Raw genomic sequence first — 17,466 nt, forward strand, 5'->3', positions numbered from 1 at the left:
GCTTTGTGGGAGACTGGGGTGATGAGCGCCTGGCCCCGTGAGACCCCTGTCACCGCCGCCGTCACGGCCGCGCGCTGGGTGCGGTCGGCGGCGGTCGACGACGACCTGGGACGGCGATGGCGGGCCAACCCCGATCCCCGGGGGCGGTCCGCCGCGGCCGGTGACGACGCGTCCCTCTACTCCGGCGCGGCCGGTGTCGTGCTGTTCTTCCTCGAGCTCGCCGCGGCGACCGGCCACGAGGCGTACCTGGAGGACGCGCTCGCGGGGGCCCGCCGGCTCGCCGTCGTCTGGCGCGAGCGGCGCGACCCAACCTTCTACCACGGGCTCGCCGGTGTGCTCTTCGCGCTGGCGGAGACCGGATGGGCGACGGGCGACGAGGAGGTCTTCGGGGCGGCCCGCGCCGCCGCCGCCCGTCTCGCCCGCGACGCCCGCCCGTTCGGCGACGGCGTCGGCTGGACGGGGGACCCGGCGCAGCGCGGCGACGGGGGGATCGTGCTCGCCCTGCTGCACGCGGCGGGCATCCTCGGCGTCCCCGAGTACGAGGAGGTGGCGATCGAGGCGGGCAGGCGCATCGCCGGCCTCGCCGTCCCCGGGCACCGCTTCGGCGGCGACGCCTGTCCCGACCTGCCGGTGGACGCCGTCACCCCCGGATTCCTGTCCGGCACGGCGGGCACGGCGTTCCTGCTCGCCCGCCTGTACGGCGTGACCCGCGACGAGCGGTTCCTCGCGGCGGCCCGCCGGGGCGCCGACTTCGTCCGGACGGTCAGCGTGGTCACCGACAGGTGCGCGCTCGTGCCGCATCACCTCCCGCAGGGGCGCCGGCTCCACTACCTCGGCTTCTGCTCGGGGTCCGCGGGGGTCGCCCGGATGTTCTTCGAGCTGCACCGGGTGACCGGCGACCCGGGCGATCTCGACTGGGTGGAACGGCTCGCGCACGGGATCGTGCAGAGCGGGGTGCCCGGGTCCCGTCCCGCGGGTCACTGGGACGTGGCCTGCCTGTGCTGCGGCACGGCCGGGCTGATCGAATGCTTCGTCGGCCTGTACGCGGCCACGGGCCGCGAGCGGCACCTCGACTTCGCGCGCGTGCTCGCCAAGGACCTGATCGGGCGCGCGACCGCGGGCGACGAGGCCGGCTTCCGCTGGTACCAGGCGTACCGGCGGCTGCGCCCTGGGGAGGTCACGGCCGACACCGGATACATGGTGGGAGCCGCGGGCATCGGGACCGCCCTGCTGCATCTGGACGCCGCGGAGCAGGCCGCGCCGCGCCGGTTGATCCTCCTGCCGGACAACCCGTTCCCGGCCATCCCGATCCCCGCCGCCGTCCTGCGCGGCGACCAAGCCTAGTTCCGGCCGGGTCGTGTCTTCACGCGTTCTCTCGCGGCTCCCCCGGTGCCGGCCGTGCCCTGAGCGGGAGCGGTCCCGGTTGCCCAGAGCGTCGGAACGCAGGATGTGAGGCAAACGGCCGGTCACCGCTCTCACTTCAGTCATGCGGACGGCGGCGTCCGTTACGGTCCGAAGCAGTGCCGATCGATCCGAGAATGTGGTGACGACCGTGAAAGCAGTGGTGATCCAGGCGTTCGGAAGTCCCGAAGGCCTGGCCGTCGTCGACCTCCCCGCCCCGGCTCCCGCCGCCGGGCAGGTGCTGGTCGCGACCGAGGCGATCGGCGTCGGCGGCGCGGACGTCGTGATCCGAAGCGGTGCTCTGGCCGCCTACGGTTTCGAGGAGGGCCTCATCCCCGGCAGCGAGGTGGCGGGCACCGTGGTCGCCGTGGGCGACGACGTCGACACCTCATGGATCGGGCAGCGGGTGTGGGCGTTCACCGGCGTGGGCGGCGGCTACGTCGAACAGGCGATCGCTCCGGTCGAGGAGATCCTTCCCCTCCCCGCGAACCTGTCCTCCGTCGACGCGGTGACGCTCGGGAGCTCCGGTGTGGTGGCCCACTTCGGCCTTGCCCATGCCCACTTCGCTCCCGGCGAGTCGGTGCTGGTGCGTGGCGCGGCCGGCAGCATCGGGATCATGACGGTTCAGCTCGCGGCCCGTGACGGCGCCGGCGCGGTCGCGGTCACGACGTCGTCGGCCGAGCGCGGCGAGCGCCTGCGCACGCTCGGCGCGACCCACGTGCTGGACCGCTCCGGCGAGGGGGGCTCGGAGGCTCCCGCGGGATACGACGTCATCATCGACGTCGTCGCCGGCGCGGACCTGCCTTCCTTCTTCGGCAAGCTCAATCCGAACGGCCGCCTGGTGGTCGTCGGTGCGGTCGGAGGCCAGCCGCCGGCGGACTTCGGCACGACGATGATGGCGGCGTTCCGGAAGTCGATGTCGTTCGCCACCTTCAGCGCCGACACGGTCACCGGGCCCGCTCGGCGTGCCGTGAGGACCGAGCAGTTCGCGGCCGCGAGTCGCGGCGAGTTGCACACGGTGGTGCACGAGGTGCTGCCGTTGGAGGAAGCCGTGTCGGCGCATCGGAAGATGGACGCCGGCGAGGTGTTCGGCAGGATCGTGCTGACGCCGTAGCCCTCGCGGTTCACGCCACTCGCCGGTCACACGCGCTGCTGCCCATCCAGCGAGCCAGACCTTCCCGGCCGTCTGAAAATTTCACCTGTCCGTGCCCCGTACGCCCAGCTCGGCGGGGGCGGCTGCCCTGACGCCGTTGACTCCCCCGACCTGTTCAACGAGCCCTACCCGGAGCGCGCGACCGGCGGCGCCGCCTCGGGGTGGGCCTGCTGGCGCGACGGCGGCACCTGCTCCGGCATCCCCTACCAGGTGGCGGGCTTCCAGTCGCTGGTGAACGCGGTGCGGGCCGCCGGCGCGACCAACATCATCATGCTGGGCGGCCTGGCCTACTCCAACGACCTGTCGCAGTGGCTGCAGTACAAGCCCACGGACTCGCGGAACAACCTGGCCGCCGCGTGGCACGTGTACAACTGCAACTCCTGCGTCAGCACCTCGTGCTGGGACAGCCGGCTCGCGCCCGTGGCCGCCAAGGTCCCGCTGGTGGCCGGCGAGATCGGTGAGAACACCTGCTCGCACGGGTTCATCGACCAGGTCATGAACTGGTTCGACGCGAAGGGCGCGTCCTACCTCGGCTGGACCTGGAACGCCTGGGACTGCTCCACCGGCCCGTCTCTGATCAGCCACTACAACGGCACCCCGACCGCCTTGGGGGCCGGGCTGCGGGCTCGCCGGCTGTCGTCCTGATCCCGATACGTGGCGTGCCCTCCTTCCCTCCAGCCCTCCGGGAAGGGGGGCGCGTCCACTCCTAACTTTGCCACTTCATGGGAAGTTCGTCCAAAAAGTAAAGTTTTCGTCCGAGATGTCGAGATTTGGGGTGTTCTTGGCTTAGTGTCCGGTTACCCAGCCGTGACCAGTCAGGAGATCCCCCATTTCCAGCTACGCGGACCCCCACACCGACGCCCTCCGGGAGCAGACGAGCCCGGCGAAGGGCGAGACGCACCACGCGACCGCCGTGCCCCCGCACCGGCAGGACGCCTCCGCCCGCCCCGCCCCGGCGGGCTCCCCGCACATGCTCGCCGACGTCACACTCGTCGCCACCGGATGGTTCCCGGACGCGGACGACGCGACGGAGCCGCAGCCGCGGGACGCCGTTCCCGAGGCGGCGATCCCGGACGCGGCCACCGCGCCCGCCATTCCGAAGGTCGGCTGCCCGACGGCCGACGGCCAGACCGTCCTTTACGCCGGCAAGACGACCGCGTCGTACTTCTGGGACGACGGGTCGGGCATCAACGGCGACACCGGGGCCCCCGCGTCGGGCGAGCCGATGCAGAAGGGCCTGGCCGCCAGCCCGAGCTGGCCGATGGGCACCAAGGGCTACGTGGTCTACAAGGGGAAGAAGGCCGACTTCTTCGTCGGCGACCGCGGCCCCGGCGTTCCCTCCAGCAGCGGGGTCATGCTCGACCTCGACGGCAAGACGTTCGCCGAACTCACCGGCGGCACCTGGAACAAGCACTCGCTCACCGTCGAGGACGCGGGCGGTCTCGGCCACATCCCGGTGAAGTACGTGATCACCCAGTGGGGCAGGGGCCTCGGCAAGACGGGCGCGCCCAAGCCCTTCTCGACGGGCGCCTACGGGGTCAAGGACCACCCGGAGCCTCCGCCTCCCTGCCCCACGGCGAATCCCGCCCCATCACAGGACTCGGCTTCACAGGACTCGGCATCACAGGACGCCGCTCCGGCTCCCGCGTCCACGCCGTCCACGCCGGGGGTGGAGGAGAGTCCCGCCTCCGTGGCCTCCCCGTCGGTGGCTCCCGCCGCCACCACCGAACCCGCCACCGCCACCACCGCAGCGGCCATGCAAGCCGAGGCAGCGGCCACCACCACCACCACCGCCACCACCGCCGCCACCGCGGCACCGGGCACGCAGGCCGAGGCGGCCGCCGTAGGGATGACCCCCCTTTCCGGTACGGCAGGGGCGAGGAGCGTCGCGTCCCCCGCGCCCGCCGCAGCGAAGGCCCCCGCGAAGGCCCCCGCGAAGACCGTCGAGAGGGACGTGAAGGGAGCCGCGAAGGGGACGAGGACCGGCGAGACGACGGCCTCCCCGGCGTTCACTCCCGCGTCGGCGGTGGACGGACAGCTCGAAAACGCCGCCGTTCCCGCCTTCTCGGTCGCGATCGTCGTGTGCGCCCTCGTCGCCGTGGGCGCCAAGGCCCTGCTGAGCCGCCCCGCCCACGCTCACAACGCCTCCCACCAGCCGGGCCGTCACCGCAAGCGGTAGGAAGACGGCCGCTTCCGGGCCGGGGGACGTCTACCGCTTGCGGCCCTTGAGCGCTCCGGCCACGCGCTTGAGCACGCGGTCCCACTCCGAGCCGAACGGGTTGTCCTGCACCAGGTAGGTCCAGGTGGCCGTGGGCCGCTTCAGGCCCTGCTCCGCGAGGTCGCGGGTGACGTCGGCCTTCTCGAAGGTCTCCCGGGCGCGCCGCTCGACCTCGTCGAGCATCGCCCGGTAGGCCGGAACGGCCTCGCGGTTGAACTCGTCGAGCGGATTGAGCCGCCCGAGGGCCCGCAGGTGGATGCCCTCACGCAGGTCGGCGAGGAAGCCGAGATGCTCGGTCCAGCAGCGGTCGAGGTGATACAGCACGATCTGCCGGGCGGCCCGCTCGACCGTCTCCTCGCCCGCCGTCTCGCACAGCTCGCCGTAGCGCTCCGGGCAGGCACGCTCCAGGGCCCGCGCCCCGGCGTCGCCGTGCAGTACGCGGTCGCGCTGCTCCAGGACCTCCGCCCGCTGGCGCTCCTGCAGTCGCGTGTAGCGCCAGGTGTTGCGGTGGATCTCCAGGTTGACGCCCTCGGCGACGCGCTGGGCGTGCGCCACCAGCCCGGCGGCGTCGGCGCCGGTCACGACGCCGTCGCGGCCGGCCGGGGGCAGCGACTGGTCCGGCGCGTACGCGGTGAGGAGCGTGTCCTCGCCGCTGACGAAGAACACCGAGCCGCCGGGGTCGCCCTGCCGTCCGGCCCGGCCCCGAAGCTGGTCGTCCAGCCTACTGCTCTCGTGCCTGCCGGTGCCGACGACGTAGAGCCCGCCGAGCCCGGCGACCTCCTGCTCCTCGTCGGGGTCGCCTGCGCCGAGCCGGATGTCGGTGCCGCGACCGGCCATCTGGGTGGAGACCGTGATCGCGCCGCGCCGGCCGGCCTTGGCGATGATCTGCGCCTCCTCGGCGTCGTTCTTCGCGTTGAGCACGGCCGCGCTCAGCCCCCTGGCCTGCAGGGCCTCGGCCAGGCGCTCGGACTCGGCCACGTCGAGCGTGCCGACGAGGACCGGCTGCCCGGTGGCGTGCCGGGTCTCGATCTCCTCCAGCAGCGCCCGCTCCTTGTCCTCGAGCGTGGCGAAGATCCGGTCGGGCTCGTCCACCCGTACGCACGGCTTGTTCGGCGGAATGACCGCGACACTGAGGTCGTAGAACTCCCGCAGCTGCTCGTGCACGGCGATCGCGGTGCCGGTCATGCCGCACACGCGCGGGTAGCGGCGGATGAGGCTCTGCACGGTCATCGAGTCGAGGATCTCGCCCGTCTCCGACGCCGGCAGGTGCTCTTTGGCCTCCACGGCCGCCTGGAGCCCGTCCGGCCAGCGCTGCAGCACCGCGACCCGGCCGCGGGAGGTGTTGATCAGATGGACCCTGCCGTCCCTGACGATGTAGTCGACGTCCCTGGTGAGCAGCGCGTGGGCGTGCAGGGCGAGGTTGACCTGGGTGACCACGCCGGGATGCTCGTAGAGGTCGATTCCGAGGGCCTTCTCGACCGTGTCGGTGCCCTTGGGGGTGAGGAAGACGCTGCGCCCCTCCTCGTCGATCGTGTAGTGGTAGCCGCGCGACAACCGCCGTACGAGTGCCGCCATCTCGGGCAGCGCCGTGCCCGGGTCGGCCGTGCCGGCCAGCACGAGCGGCACGCGGGCCTCGTCCACCAGGACCGAGTCGGCCTCGTCCACCAGCGCGACCTCGGGGGCGGGCACGACCAGCTCTGCCGGGTCCGTGCCCAGGCGGTCGCGCAGCACGTCGAACCCCAGCTCGCTGACGGCTCCGTACGTGACGTCGCAGGCGTACGCCGCCCGGCGCTCCTCGGGGGTGGAAGTCTCGGCGATCCATCCGGCGGTGAGGCCGAGCGTCTCGTACAACGGTCCCATCCACTCGGCGTCACGGCGGGCCAGGTAGTCGTTCACAGAGACCGCGTGGACCCGGGCGCCGCGCAACGCGTACCCGGCCGCCGTCAGGGCGCCGACGAGCGTCTTGCCCTCGCCGGTGGCCATCTGCACGACATTGCCCTCCAGCATGGCGAGCATGCCGACGAGCTGCACGTCGTACGGCCGCTGGCCGAGCGCCCGGCGGGCGGCCTCCCGCATCGCGGCGCAGAAGTCGGCCGAGCCGACCCACGCGGGGTCGACCTCCGCGGGGCGAAGGGCGGCCCGCCGGGCCACCTCGCCCTCCAGTTCGCCCGCCTCGGCCACGATCCGCTGGAAGGGAGCCAGGTCGACACTTCCCGGCTTGTCCAGGAACCGCCTGATCCATGCACCTACCCGCGCCACACCCGCTCCAACGACTCGCCTGCCGGACTGGTTCCACATGCCCGGTTCATGGTCCCACTATCGGTGAGGATTTCAGTGGTGGGGCGTACCTGACACTCCCTGACAGGTATGGGCGGCAGGATGGCGGCATGACAACGATCGCCAAGCTCATCGCCCTGACCATCGACTGCGCCGAGCCGAAGAAGCTCGCCGAGTTCTACTCTCAGATCACCGGATTCGCCGTGCAGTACGCCGAGGACGAGTACGCCGGGATCGGCGACGGCACGACGAGCATCTACTTCCAGCGTGTGCCCGAGCGGAAGGCGCCCTCCTGGCCGGGCGGGGACAAGCAGTTCCACCTCGACTTACGGGTGCCCGACGTGGCCAAGGCGGTCGAGGAGTACATCGCGCTGGGGGCGTCCAAGCCGGAGTTCCAGCCGGGCGACTGGGTGGTGCTCGCCGACCCGGAGGGCCACCTTTTCTGCGTGTGTCCGGAGAGGTCATGAAGTGGCCTCGGTGGTCCTCGATGGGCACAGTGTGGCTGACTCTCCTGACGATGCAGGAAGCGTGATTACATCGCGCGATTGAATCTAGTCTCTCCGTGATCGATTTCGGCGGGCAGGGGGCCCGCCCGATGCGATGCGGAGGCACTCATGACGACTCGATCGGCGACCCGTCCCGGCCTGGTTCTCCTCGGGGCGGGACTCGCCTGCGCGGCGGGCCTGCTGCCGGCCGGATTGGGCGCGACCGCGGCGAGCGCCCAGCCGAGTACCCAGTCGGGTACACCGTCGCAGGCACGGGGGCCCGCGCAGGCGGCCGCCGCCCTGCCCCGGATCGGCGTGCTCAAGGCCGGGGGCGACGCCCTGGTCAAGGAGGGCGGTCTTTCGGCGAGCTGGGTGCTGGAGCACGACGGGGTCGTCCAGGTCGCGCTCGCGGGCGACCGTATCGGCGTCCTCACCGGGGACGGCCGCGCCTGGGTGAAGGAGGGAGGCCTGTCCACGAACTGGGTGCTGGAGCACGACGGCGTCAAGCAGCTCGCGCTGTCGGGTAACCGGGTCGGGGTGCTGACGGCCGACGGCAGGGCGTGGGTGAAGGAGGGAGGCCTGTCCACGAACTGGGTGCTGGAGCACGACGGCGTCAAGCAGCTCGCGCTGTCGGGTAACCGGATCGGGGTGCTGACGGCCGACGGCAGGGCGTGGGTGAAGGAGGGCGGCCTGTCCGCCACCTGGGTCCTGGAGCACGACAGCGCCATGCAGCTCGCGCTGGCCGGCGACCGCATCGGCGTGGTCCGGGCGGACGGCGTCGCGCTGGTCAAGGAGGGCGGGCTGTCCGCCACCTGGGTGACCGAGAACACGGTCGTGAAGCAGCTCGTCCTGGCCGGCGACCGCATCGGGGTGGTCCGGGGAGGCGGGGCGGCATTCGTCAAGGAGGGTGGTCTGTCGGCTCCCTGGGTGACGGAGAACCTGAACGTCCTCGAGCTCGCGCTCGCGGGCAAGCGGATCGGCGTGCTCAAGGTCAACGGCGAGGCCCTGGTGAAGGAGGGCGGGCTGTCCGCCACCTGGGTGACCGAGAACACCGGGGTCATCGACATCGCCCTGTCCAGCGGCGTCGACTGAGCCGCACACACCGCTCGTTCCGGGATCCGCGCCGGTCGCGGATCCCGGCCGGCCTGACCGGGAAGGTGGCCTGCCCGGAAAGCCCTACTTGTGTCGCAGGCTCCCGTGGCGCGTGCCGGGTCCCACTAAGCTTGCGTGGTGATTTCTCGACACACCGGCGGGCGCGCATGACCTGGGTGGGAGTGGCCATCGCCCTCGTCGGCGCGCTGGGATACGCCCTGGGTGCGGCGCTGCAGCAGTTCGAAGCGGTGAGCGAGGGGGCCACCCTCGCTCTCGTCAGAAGGCCCCGCTGGTGGATCGGCGGGGTCATCGGTTTCACCGGGGCGTCCCTGCACGCGGTGGCGCTCAGCCTGGCTCCGCTGGTCGTCGTCCAGCCCGTGAGCGTGGCGACCCTCGTCTTCGCGGTGCCGCTCGCCGCGACGCTGCACGGCAGACGCCCGCGCCGGGCCGAGATCGCCGGATCGGTCGCGGTGGCGGTGGGCCTGCTCGGCCTGATGCTGCTGGTTCCGGCGCACAACGTGACCCCGGTCCTGTCCGACGCGCACGCCCTTGAGCTGATCGGCTGCATCGCCCTGGTGGTCGCCGTCACGTTCACCGTGGCCCGCCGGCTGAGGGGCCCGGCGAAAGCGCTGCTGATGGCGATCGGAGCCGGTGCGGTGACCGCGACCGTGTCCACGTTCGTCCGGGTCGTCGGCGGCGGGCTCGAAGGCGACCTCGGCCGCCTGATCCACTGGTTCACCCTGGCCATCCCGGTGCTGCTGGTCTGCGCCGTGGTGCTGCTGCAGAAGTCGTACGCCGTGGGCTACTTCGGTATCGCCTACGCGGGGGTTCAGGTCGTCGATCCCATCACCTCGGTCACCGCCGGAGCCGTATTGCTCGGGGAGTCGCTGCCCACCGACCTGGACAAGGCGATCCCCGCACTGCTCGCGGCCGGCCTGCTGATCGCCGGGACGATCACGCTGGGCCGGCTCGCCCCCGACCACGCCAAGCCCGCCGCCGGACCTGCGGGGCCGGACAGGATAGGTGCCCCGGTGGGCGCGTCCGAGGCGGCCTGACCTCCTCGCCGCGTCTCTCGGCCGTCAGGGCGACCAGGTGAAGATCTGGTCGCCCTGTCGCATGGCGACGTTCGGCCCGAGTGCGCCCGCCGCCAGCATCGCGCCGTCGCGCAGGGCCACCGCCACCGGGTTGTGCCAGCGGGTGAGCCGGCCGACGGCCCGCGAGCGCCGCACGATCGGGGTCGTCCGCGCCAGCCGTTCCCTGCTGTAGACGGCCAGGCCGGCGGCCGGATCGCCGTCAGGTGAGACGCGCCCGGCGAGTACGACGGCGTCCTCCATGGCCTGGCAGGCTCCCTGTCCGAGGTTCGGCGTCATGGGATGCGCCGCGTCGCCCAGCAGCGCGACCCGGCCCGCGTGGAAGGCGGGCAGCGGGGTGTCGAGGCAGTGAATGTCGTGGCGGAGCACGGCCGCCGGGTCCGCGGCCTCCAGCAGCGCCGGGATCGGATCGTGCCAGCGGCCGAACAGCCGGAGCAGCTCGTCCCTCTCGTCCGCCGCGCGCAGGCCCGCGGGGACCTTCGCGGTGGCGTAGCAGTAGACCTGACCGCCGGCGAGTGGCATGACCCCGAAGACCAGCCCGGGGCCCCAGGTCTCTGAGGCCGACACAGCCTCCGACGCGCCGGTCACACCGGGAAGCGGCACGATCGCCCGCCAGCTCGTCACGCCCGCGTAGACCGGAGCGGGATGCCCGGGGAACAGGGCCTCGCGGGTCCGGGACCGGATCCCGTCGGCCGCCACGACGAGGTCGGCATCGATCGTCTCCCCCGTCCCCGCCACGGTGACGCGGCCGGTCGCGGGCTCGACGGACTCGACGCGGGTGTTCACCCGCAGGGCGCCCCGTGGCAGGCGCCCGGCGAGGATGCCGATCAGCGCGGACCGGAGGAGCAGCACGATCGGGTCGCCGTATCGGGCGGCGGCGTCCTCGGCCGTGGTCCGCGACAGCCAGCCGCCGCCCGGCACGCGGATGCCGCTGCGGCCCTGAATGGCGGCGAGCCTCCTGACTTCGTCCCCGGCCCCGATCACGTCGAGCGCCCGCAGCGCGTTGGGTGCGACCGCCAGTCCGGCGCCCACCGGCTCGATCGACGCCGCCCGTTCCAGGACGGTCACCGACCAGCCCTTCCGCGCGAGGGCGAGCGCCGCCGTCAGTCCGCCGATGCCCGCCCCGATCACCACCGCGTGCGCCATGCCCGCCTCCTCGTTACTACAACTGTAGTGAGCGTACTACAAGCGTAGTGCGCCTCTACGATGAGGGGGTGAGCAGTCAGAGGGAGGTCCTCGTCGCGGACGCGGCCATCGCGATCCTGGCCGAGCGGGGGATGCGCGGCCTCACTCACCGGGCGGTCGACGAGGCCGCGAAGCTGCCGCCGGGCTCCACCTCGAACCACGCACGCACGCGCGCGGCGTTGCTGGAGCTCACGCTGGCCCGGCTCGCCGAGCGCGAGGAGGCCGTCTTCGCCGCCGCGGTGACACCCGATGACCGGATGCCCGAGGGCGAGGCGGCGGCGCACCTCCTGGCGAAAATGACGTACGCGGCGGTCACCGTGCACCGGGAGACCACGATCGCGCGATACGAACTGGCGCTGGAGGCGACCCGCCGTCCCGAACTGCGCAAGACGTACGACGAGATGGGGCGCCGCTTCCGCGAGCACGCGGCCGCGATGCTGGCCGCCGCCGGCTCGCCCGACCCCGTACGGCACGGCCGTCAGATGGTCGCGTACGTCGAGGGGCTGCTGTTCGACGCGGTCGTGGGAGCGGGGGGCGTGCCGCCCGTCGAGGAGCTGGACGCAGCCTTCCGGGAACTGCTCCGCATCATCGCCGGGATGTGATCTATCGGGGGGTCAGGGAGCGTCTGACGAATGCTGCCCGTCGCGAGCCTGGGCCACGGGCGGCAGGGCCATGATTTGTCAGACACGATCCAGCAGGCGGGCGCGGTGGGCGGGCCACTCGTCGTCGAGGATGGAGTAGACGGGGCTGTCCCGCCAGGTGCCGTCGGGGCGGCGTCGCTGGCGTCGGAGCACGCCCTCCCGCACGCCGCCGATGCGCTCGATCGCGGCCTGCGACCGGAGGTTGAGGATGTCGGTCTTCAGCATCACCCGGACGAACCCCAGGGTGAAGGCGTGGTCGAGCAACGCGATCTTGCAGTCGGTGTTGACGGCCGTACGCCAGTAGGCTCTCGCGTACCAGGTGGACCCCACCTCCACGTTCTCGTCGCAGCGGCAGACGTCCCAGTAACCCGTCGAGCCGACCGCCCGTCCGGTCGCCTTGAGAATCACGGCGAACTGGGTGGTCTGGCGATCGGCGAGGAGGCCGGCCACGTGGCGGTGCATCTCCTCAGGTGAGGCGGGGAACGGCCTCGGCTCGAACCGCCACACCTCCTCGTCGCCCCGGCCGGCCGCGTACAGGTCGGCGACGTGGTCGAGGGCCAGCGGCTCCAGCCGTACGACGCGGCCGTCGAGCACGACGGGCGCGGGCATCGTCGCGGTCATGCGGCAGACGCTACCGAGGCCACGCCGCGGGGGACGGCCACTTGGGGCGGAACGGCGGCGACGGCACCGCCATCGTGCCGGCCGGTCCATCGACACCTGCTTCTGTCAGCCGGGAAGTCCCGGCTGATGGGCGGCCAGCAGGCGGGCGCGGTGGGCGGGCCACTCGTCGTCGAGGATGGAGTAGAGGGGGCTGTCGCGCCAGGTGCCGTCCGGGCGGCGGTACTGCCGCCGGAGCACGCCCTCCCGCACGCCGCCGATGCGCTCGATGGCCGCCTGCGACCGGAGGTTGAGGATGTCGGTCTTCAGCACCACGCGGACGAACCCCAGGGTGAAGGCGTGGTCGAGCAGCAGGACCTTGCACTCGGTGTTGACGGCGGTGCGCCAGTGGGCCCTGCCGTACCACGTGGAGCCGATCTCCACGCTCTCGTCGAAGCCGCCGACGTCCCAGTAGCCGGTCGAGCCGATCGCCCGGCCGGTCTTCTTGAGAATCACGGCGAACTGCGTGGTGCGGGGGTCAGCGAGCAGTTTGTCCACCAGCCGGCGCGTGTCGTCCTCGATCTGAGGCACGGGCTCCGGCCGGTGACGCCAGATCTCCTCGTGCTGCGCTGCGAGGAACAGGTCGGGCACGTGGCCGGGAGTGAGCGGCTCAAGGCGTACGACGTGGCCGTCGAGCACGGCCGGTGAGGGCATCTTCGCGGTCATGCGCCCGACGTTATCGGGGACGTACGGTGCGAGCGGATGGCCACTACGACCCGATCGGCGGCGACCACTTCGCCTGTCGACACACATACCGTCTGGTCGGTACGCTAGCGGAGTGAACGCTGACCCGCCCGGCCTCGACCTCACCCGCCTCGCCGAGCGCCTGCGGCGTGAGGGCCTGACCGAAGGGCCGCTCACCGCCGAGCTGATCGTGGGCGGCAAGTCCAATCTGACGTACGTCGTCAGGGACGGCGCGAGCACGTACGTCGTCCGCAGGCCGCCCCTGGGGCACGTCCTCGCGACGGCGCACGACATGGGCCGCGAATACCGGGTCATGAGCGCGCTCCAGGACACGGGCGTTCCGGTGCCGCGCACCTATCACCTGTGTCAGGACCCCGACGTCGTCGGCGCGCCCTTCTACGTGATGGAGTACGTCGAGGGCGGGCAGCCGCCGCTCACCCCGGCCCTCGCCCACGGGCTGGTGGACGTGCTGGCCGCGCTCCACTCGATCACTCCCGAGCGCGTGGGCCTCGGCGACTTCGGCAGGCCCGACGGCTTCCTGCAGCGGCAGGTCGCCCGGTGGAAGCGGCAGCTCGACGCCTCGCGCAGCCGCCAGGTGCCGGGCATCGACGACCTCTACGAGCGGCTCGCCCGCGACGTGCCCGTCTCCGGCGCACCGGCCATCGTCCACGGCGACTTCAAGCTCGGCAACACGCTGATCGCCGGCGGCGAGGTGCGCGCCGTGCTCGACTGGGAGATGTCCACGCTCGGCGACCCGCTGACCGACCTGGCGCTGTTCCTCCTGTACGGCGAGGTCGCCTCGCTCGACCGGGGCGAGGCCGGGGAGGCGCCGCCCGGCTCGGAGCTGGCCGCCCACTACGGCGAGGCGTCCGGCCGTGACCTGTCCCGGCTCGGCTGGTATGTCGGCCTCGCCTGCTTCAAGCTCGCGGTGATCGCCGAGGGCATCCATTTCCGTTACACGAAGGGGCTCACGGTGGGGGAGGGCTTCGCCGAGGTCGGCGACCAGGTCGCCCCGATCGTCGCCCGCGGGCTCATGGAGGTCTGATGGACTTCGGGTTCGACGCGACCACGAACCGCTACCGGGAACGGCTGCTGGCCTTCATGGACGAGTGCGTCCACCCCGTCGAGCACGCCTTCCACGAACAGGCGGCCGGCAGCGGCTGGAGCCCGCCGCCGATGCTGGAGGACCTCAAGGACGAGGCCCGCTCGCGCGGCCTGTGGAACCTCTTCCTTCCGGGAGAGCAGGGCGCGGGGCTGACCACCCTGCAGTACGCCCCGCTCGCCGAGATCATGGGCAGGTCGCCCGCCATCGCGCCGCCCGCCACCAACTGCGCCGCTCCGGACACCGGCAACATGGAGGTCCTCGCGGAGTTCGGCAGCGAGTGGCAGCGCAAGGAATACCTGGAGCCCCTGCTGGCCGGCGAGATCAGGTCGGCCTTCGCGATGACCGAGCCCGATGTCGCCTCCTCCGACGCGACGAACATCGCGACCTCCATCAGGAGGGACGGCGGGGAGTACGTGATCAACGGCCGCAAGTGGTTCATCACCGGGGCGATGAACCCCAACTGCAAGATCTTCATCGTGATGGGCAAGACCGACCCGGAGGCGCCCAGACACCGGCAGCAGAGCATGGTGCTCGTCCCGCGTGACACCCCCGGCCTGACCGTACGGCGCGGCATGACGGTCTTCGGCTACGACGACGCCGACCACGGCGGCCACGCCGAGGTGGTGTTCGAGGACGTACGGGTGCCGGTGGACAACCTCATCGGCGAGGAGGGCGGCGGCTTCGCCATCGCCCAGGCACGGCTGGGGCCCGGGCGCATCCACCACTGCATGCGGCTCATCGGCATGGCCGAGCGGGCGGTCGAGCTGATGTGCCGCCGGGTGCTGACGCGGGAGGCGTTCGGCAAGCCGCTGGCCCGGCAGGGCGTGATCCAGGACTGGATCGCCGAGTCGCGGGTGCGCATCGAGCAACTGCGCCTGCTGGTGCTGAAGACGGCCTGGCTGATGGACACGGCCGGCAACAAGGGCGCGCACACCGAGATCCAGGCCATCAAGATCGCCGGCCCGGCGACGGTGGAGTGGATCCTGGACAAGGCCATCCAGGCGCACGGCGCCGGCGGGATCAGCCAGGACTTCCCGCTGGCGGCGCTGTGGGCGGGCGCGCGGTCGCTGCGCTTCGCCGACGGTCCCGACGAGGTGCACAAGCGGTCGCTGGCCTACCGCGAACTCAAGAAATACATGGGGTGATGTGTCGTGGCATGGGATGAGGCGTCGGTCGCCGAGCGCGCCAGAGCCTTCCTCGAGGAGCACGATCCGGCGGCCACGGACCGTCTGGAGTTCCTGCGTGCCCGGTTCGACGCCGGCCTGGCCTGGGTGCACTTCCCCGAGGGCCTCGGCGGGCTCGGCGCGCCCCGGGAGCTGCAGGCCGTGGCCGACCGGGAGCTGAAGGGCACGCCCGACAACCGGCCCGGCCGGATCGGCATCGGCCTCGGCATGGCCGCCCCGACGATCCTCGCGTTCGGCACCGAGGAGCAGAAGAGGCGCTTCCTGCGGCCGCTGTGGACGGGGGAGGAGGTGTGGTGCCAGCTGTTCAGCGAGCCGGGCGCCGGTTCCGACCTCGCCACGCTGGCCACCCGCGCCGTACGCGAGGGCGACGAGTGGGTGGTGGACGGCCAGAAGGTGTGGACGTCGAGCGCGCACACCGCCCGCTGGGGCATCCTCGTGGCCCGCACCGACCCGGGCGTCCCCAAGCACCGCGGGCTGACCTACTTCGTCTGCGACATGCACGCTCCCGGCGTCGAGGTGCGACCGTTGCGCCAGATCACCGGGGAGGCCGAGTTCAACGAGGTCTTCCTGACCGAGGTGCGGCTGCCCGACGCGCTGCGGCTGGGCGAGGTGGGCGACGGCTGGCGGGTCGCGCAGACCACCCTCATGAACGAGCGGGTCGCGATCGGCGGCACCCCCGCGCGGCGCACGATGATGGGCGTCGTCGCCGAGACCTGGCGTTCCCGGCCCGAGCTGCGCACCCACGACCTGCACCAGCGGCTGCTCAGGCTCTGGGTCGACTCGGAGGTCATGCGCCTGACGGCCGTACGGCTGCGCGAGCAGCTCGCCGCCGGGCATCCCGGGCCGGAGGGGTCGGGCATGAAACTGGCCTTCGCCCGGCTCCACCAGGAGCTGTCCGGCATCGAGGTCGAGATGCTGCGCGAGGACGGCCTGGCCTACGACGACTGGACGTTCCGCCGCCCCGACACGGTCGACTTCGTCGGCCGCGAGGCGGGCTACCGCTACCTGCGCGCCAAGGGCAACTCGATCGAGGGCGGCACGTCCGAGATCCTGCGAAACATCATCGCCGAACGCGTCCTCGGCCTGCCCGCCGAGCCGCGCGCCGACAAGGACGTCGCATGGAAGGACCTCCCCCGATGACGCTGCTGTACACGGAGGTGGAGGAGGAGCTGCGGGCCGCCGTGCGCGACCTGCTCACCGACATGTGCTCCCCGTCCGCCGTGCTCGACCGCGTGGAGTCCGGCACGCCGTACGACACGGAGCTGTGGAAGGCGCTGGCCCGCGACATCGGCGTCGCCGGGCTGCTGATCCCCGAGGACCTCGGAGGTGCGGGCGCCTCGGCCCGCGAGGCCGCCGTCGTGCTGGAGGAGCTGGGCCGGGCCGTGGCTCCGGTGCCGTTCCTCGCCAGCGCCGTCCTCGCGACCCAGGCGCTCCTGGCGGCGGGGGGAGAGGTGGCCGGCGAGCTGCTGGGACGGCTGGCCGCCGGGGAGGCGACGGCCGCGCTCGCGGTGTCGTTCGCCGCCTCGCCGTACGCGCCGCCGGCTCCGGTGGCGACCTTGGGCGAGGACGGCACCGTGTCCGGCTCGATCACCGCGGTGATCGGCGCGGAGGCCGCCGACGTCCTGCTCGTCCCGGTACGGCTCGCCGGCGGCGTGGGGCTGTGCGCGGTGGAGGCGTCTCCAGCCGCCGGAGAGGCGGTCCGGGTGACGCCGGTGACCTCGCTCGACCTGACCCGGCCGATCGCGACGGTGTCGTTCGACTCGGCGCCGGCGCGGATCGTCGCGAGGGCGGACGGGCCGGAGGCGGCCTGGGCCCGGGAGGCACTGGTGCGCGGCGCCGGACTGCTCGCCTCCGAGCAGCTCGGCGTCGCCGAGTGGTGCCTCACCACGACGGTCGCGTACGTGAAGGAGCGCAGGCAGTTCGCCCGGCCGGTGGGGTCGTTCCAGGCGGTCAAGCACCGGCTGGCCGACCTATGGCTGGAGGTCGTGGGGGCCAGGGCGGCGGCGCGCAACGCGGCCGCCCGGCTGGCGGAGGCGCCCGCGCCGGGACCGCTGGGCGACGACGCGGTGGTGGCCGTCGCGGTGGCGCAGGCCCACTGCGGAGCGGTGGCGGTGCACGCCGCCGAGGAGTGCGTGCAGCTCCACGGCGGTATCGGGATGACCTGGGAGCACCCGGCGCACCTCTACCTCAAGCGGGCCAAGGCCGACCAGATCGCGCTGGGCACGCCGGGCGACCACCGCGAGGCGCTGGCCGGCCCCGCGGACCTCCCCGCGCCCGCGTGAGCGGTGTTTCC

The 17,466-nt window shown here is 72.5% G+C and carries 16 protein-coding genes; 12 read left to right on the forward strand and 4 right to left on the reverse strand.

Annotated elements, in window-relative coordinates:
* Positions 1-21: 21 nt before the first annotated feature.
* The 4 genes from AB0O28_RS33660 (at position 22) to AB0O28_RS33675 (ending at position 4,733) form a co-directional block, all read left to right on the forward strand.
* Positions 22-1,344, forward strand: coding sequence for a lanthionine synthetase LanC family protein (locus tag AB0O28_RS33660; RefSeq protein WP_363646612.1), 1,323 nt, complete (start codon positions 22-24; stop codon positions 1,342-1,344).
* A 208-nt stretch (positions 1,345-1,552) separates the two neighbouring features.
* The gene (locus AB0O28_RS33665; RefSeq protein WP_363646613.1) at positions 1,553-2,515 is read left to right on the forward strand and encodes a zinc-dependent alcohol dehydrogenase family protein; all 963 of its coding nucleotides are present in this window, start codon (positions 1,553-1,555) and stop codon (positions 2,513-2,515) included.
* A gap of 150 nt (positions 2,516-2,665) precedes the next feature.
* Positions 2,666-3,199, forward strand: coding sequence for a cellulase family glycosylhydrolase (locus AB0O28_RS33670; protein WP_363646663.1), 534 nt, complete (start codon positions 2,666-2,668; stop codon positions 3,197-3,199).
* A gap of 268 nt (positions 3,200-3,467) precedes the next feature.
* Positions 3,468-4,733, forward strand: a complete 1,266-nt coding sequence (locus AB0O28_RS33675) for a hypothetical protein (protein WP_363646614.1) — start codon at positions 3,468-3,470, stop codon at positions 4,731-4,733.
* Between the two features lie 30 nt (positions 4,734-4,763).
* Here AB0O28_RS33675 and secA2 read toward each other — a convergent pair whose 3' ends face one another.
* Positions 4,764-7,031 carry an accessory Sec system translocase SecA2 gene (gene secA2, locus AB0O28_RS33680; RefSeq protein WP_363646615.1) on the reverse strand — a complete coding sequence of 756 codons (2,268 nt, stop codon included), beginning with the start codon at positions 7,029-7,031 and terminating at the stop codon, positions 4,764-4,766.
* A gap of 128 nt (positions 7,032-7,159) precedes the next feature.
* On the opposite strand from secA2, the gene AB0O28_RS33685 reads away from it, so the two are divergent.
* From AB0O28_RS33685 to AB0O28_RS33695, 3 genes are all read left to right on the forward strand, one after another.
* Positions 7,160-7,516 carry a VOC family protein gene (locus AB0O28_RS33685; RefSeq protein ID WP_363646616.1) on the forward strand — a complete coding sequence of 119 codons (357 nt, stop codon included), beginning with the start codon at positions 7,160-7,162 and terminating at the stop codon, positions 7,514-7,516.
* A 147-nt stretch (positions 7,517-7,663) separates the two neighbouring features.
* A complete protein-coding gene (locus AB0O28_RS33690) occupies positions 7,664-8,626 on the forward strand; it encodes a hypothetical protein (protein ID WP_363646617.1) in 963 nt (320 codons plus the stop codon).
* Between the two features lie 167 nt (positions 8,627-8,793).
* Positions 8,794-9,681 (forward strand): DMT family transporter, encoded by an 888-nt coding sequence (locus AB0O28_RS33695; RefSeq protein ID WP_363646618.1) that lies wholly within the window; start codon positions 8,794-8,796, stop codon positions 9,679-9,681.
* A gap of 24 nt (positions 9,682-9,705) precedes the next feature.
* Here AB0O28_RS33695 and AB0O28_RS33700 read toward each other — a convergent pair whose 3' ends face one another.
* Positions 9,706-10,863, reverse strand: coding sequence for an FAD-dependent oxidoreductase (locus tag AB0O28_RS33700; RefSeq protein WP_363646619.1), 1,158 nt, complete (start codon positions 10,861-10,863; stop codon positions 9,706-9,708).
* A 68-nt stretch (positions 10,864-10,931) separates the two neighbouring features.
* Here AB0O28_RS33700 and AB0O28_RS33705 point away from each other — a divergent pair, with 68 nt between their 5' ends.
* Complete coding sequence (locus AB0O28_RS33705; protein WP_363646620.1) at positions 10,932-11,504, forward strand: TetR family transcriptional regulator C-terminal domain-containing protein; 573 nt, start codon at positions 10,932-10,934, stop codon at positions 11,502-11,504.
* Positions 11,505-11,582: 78 nt separating this feature from the next.
* On the opposite strand, the gene AB0O28_RS33710 is transcribed toward AB0O28_RS33705, so the two are convergent.
* Positions 11,583-12,164, reverse strand: a complete 582-nt coding sequence (locus AB0O28_RS33710; protein ID WP_363646621.1) for a GNAT family protein — start codon at positions 12,162-12,164, stop codon at positions 11,583-11,585.
* 105 nt (positions 12,165-12,269) lie between these two features.
* Entirely contained in the window at positions 12,270-12,866 is a 597-nt protein-coding gene (locus AB0O28_RS33715) for a GNAT family protein (protein WP_363646622.1), read from the reverse strand.
* Positions 12,867-12,978: 112 nt separating this feature from the next.
* On the opposite strand from AB0O28_RS33715, the gene AB0O28_RS33720 reads away from it, so the two are divergent.
* From AB0O28_RS33720 to AB0O28_RS33735, 4 genes are read left to right on the forward strand one after another with little or no spacing between them, the layout of a single operon-like run.
* Positions 12,979-13,929 (forward strand): phosphotransferase family protein, encoded by a 951-nt coding sequence (locus AB0O28_RS33720; RefSeq protein ID WP_363646623.1) that lies wholly within the window; start codon positions 12,979-12,981, stop codon positions 13,927-13,929.
* Positions 13,929-15,134, forward strand: a complete 1,206-nt coding sequence (locus AB0O28_RS33725) for an acyl-CoA dehydrogenase family protein (RefSeq protein WP_363646624.1) — start codon at positions 13,929-13,931, stop codon at positions 15,132-15,134. The genes AB0O28_RS33720 and AB0O28_RS33725 overlap by 1 nt, the downstream gene beginning before the upstream one ends.
* Positions 15,135-15,140: 6 nt before the next feature.
* Positions 15,141-16,313 (forward strand): acyl-CoA dehydrogenase family protein, encoded by a 1,173-nt coding sequence (locus AB0O28_RS33730; RefSeq protein ID WP_363646625.1) that lies wholly within the window; start codon positions 15,141-15,143, stop codon positions 16,311-16,313.
* On the forward strand, positions 16,292-17,455 hold the full coding sequence (locus AB0O28_RS33735) for an acyl-CoA dehydrogenase family protein (RefSeq protein ID WP_363646626.1): 1,164 nt from the start codon (positions 16,292-16,294) through the stop codon (positions 17,453-17,455). Before AB0O28_RS33730 ends, AB0O28_RS33735 begins: the two co-directional genes overlap by 22 nt.
* Positions 17,456-17,466: the final 11 nt, after the last annotated feature.

It is taken from the genome of Microbispora sp. NPDC088329 (assembly GCF_040685655.1).
In the GTDB taxonomy this organism is placed as follows: domain Bacteria; phylum Actinomycetota; class Actinomycetes; order Streptosporangiales; family Streptosporangiaceae; genus Microbispora.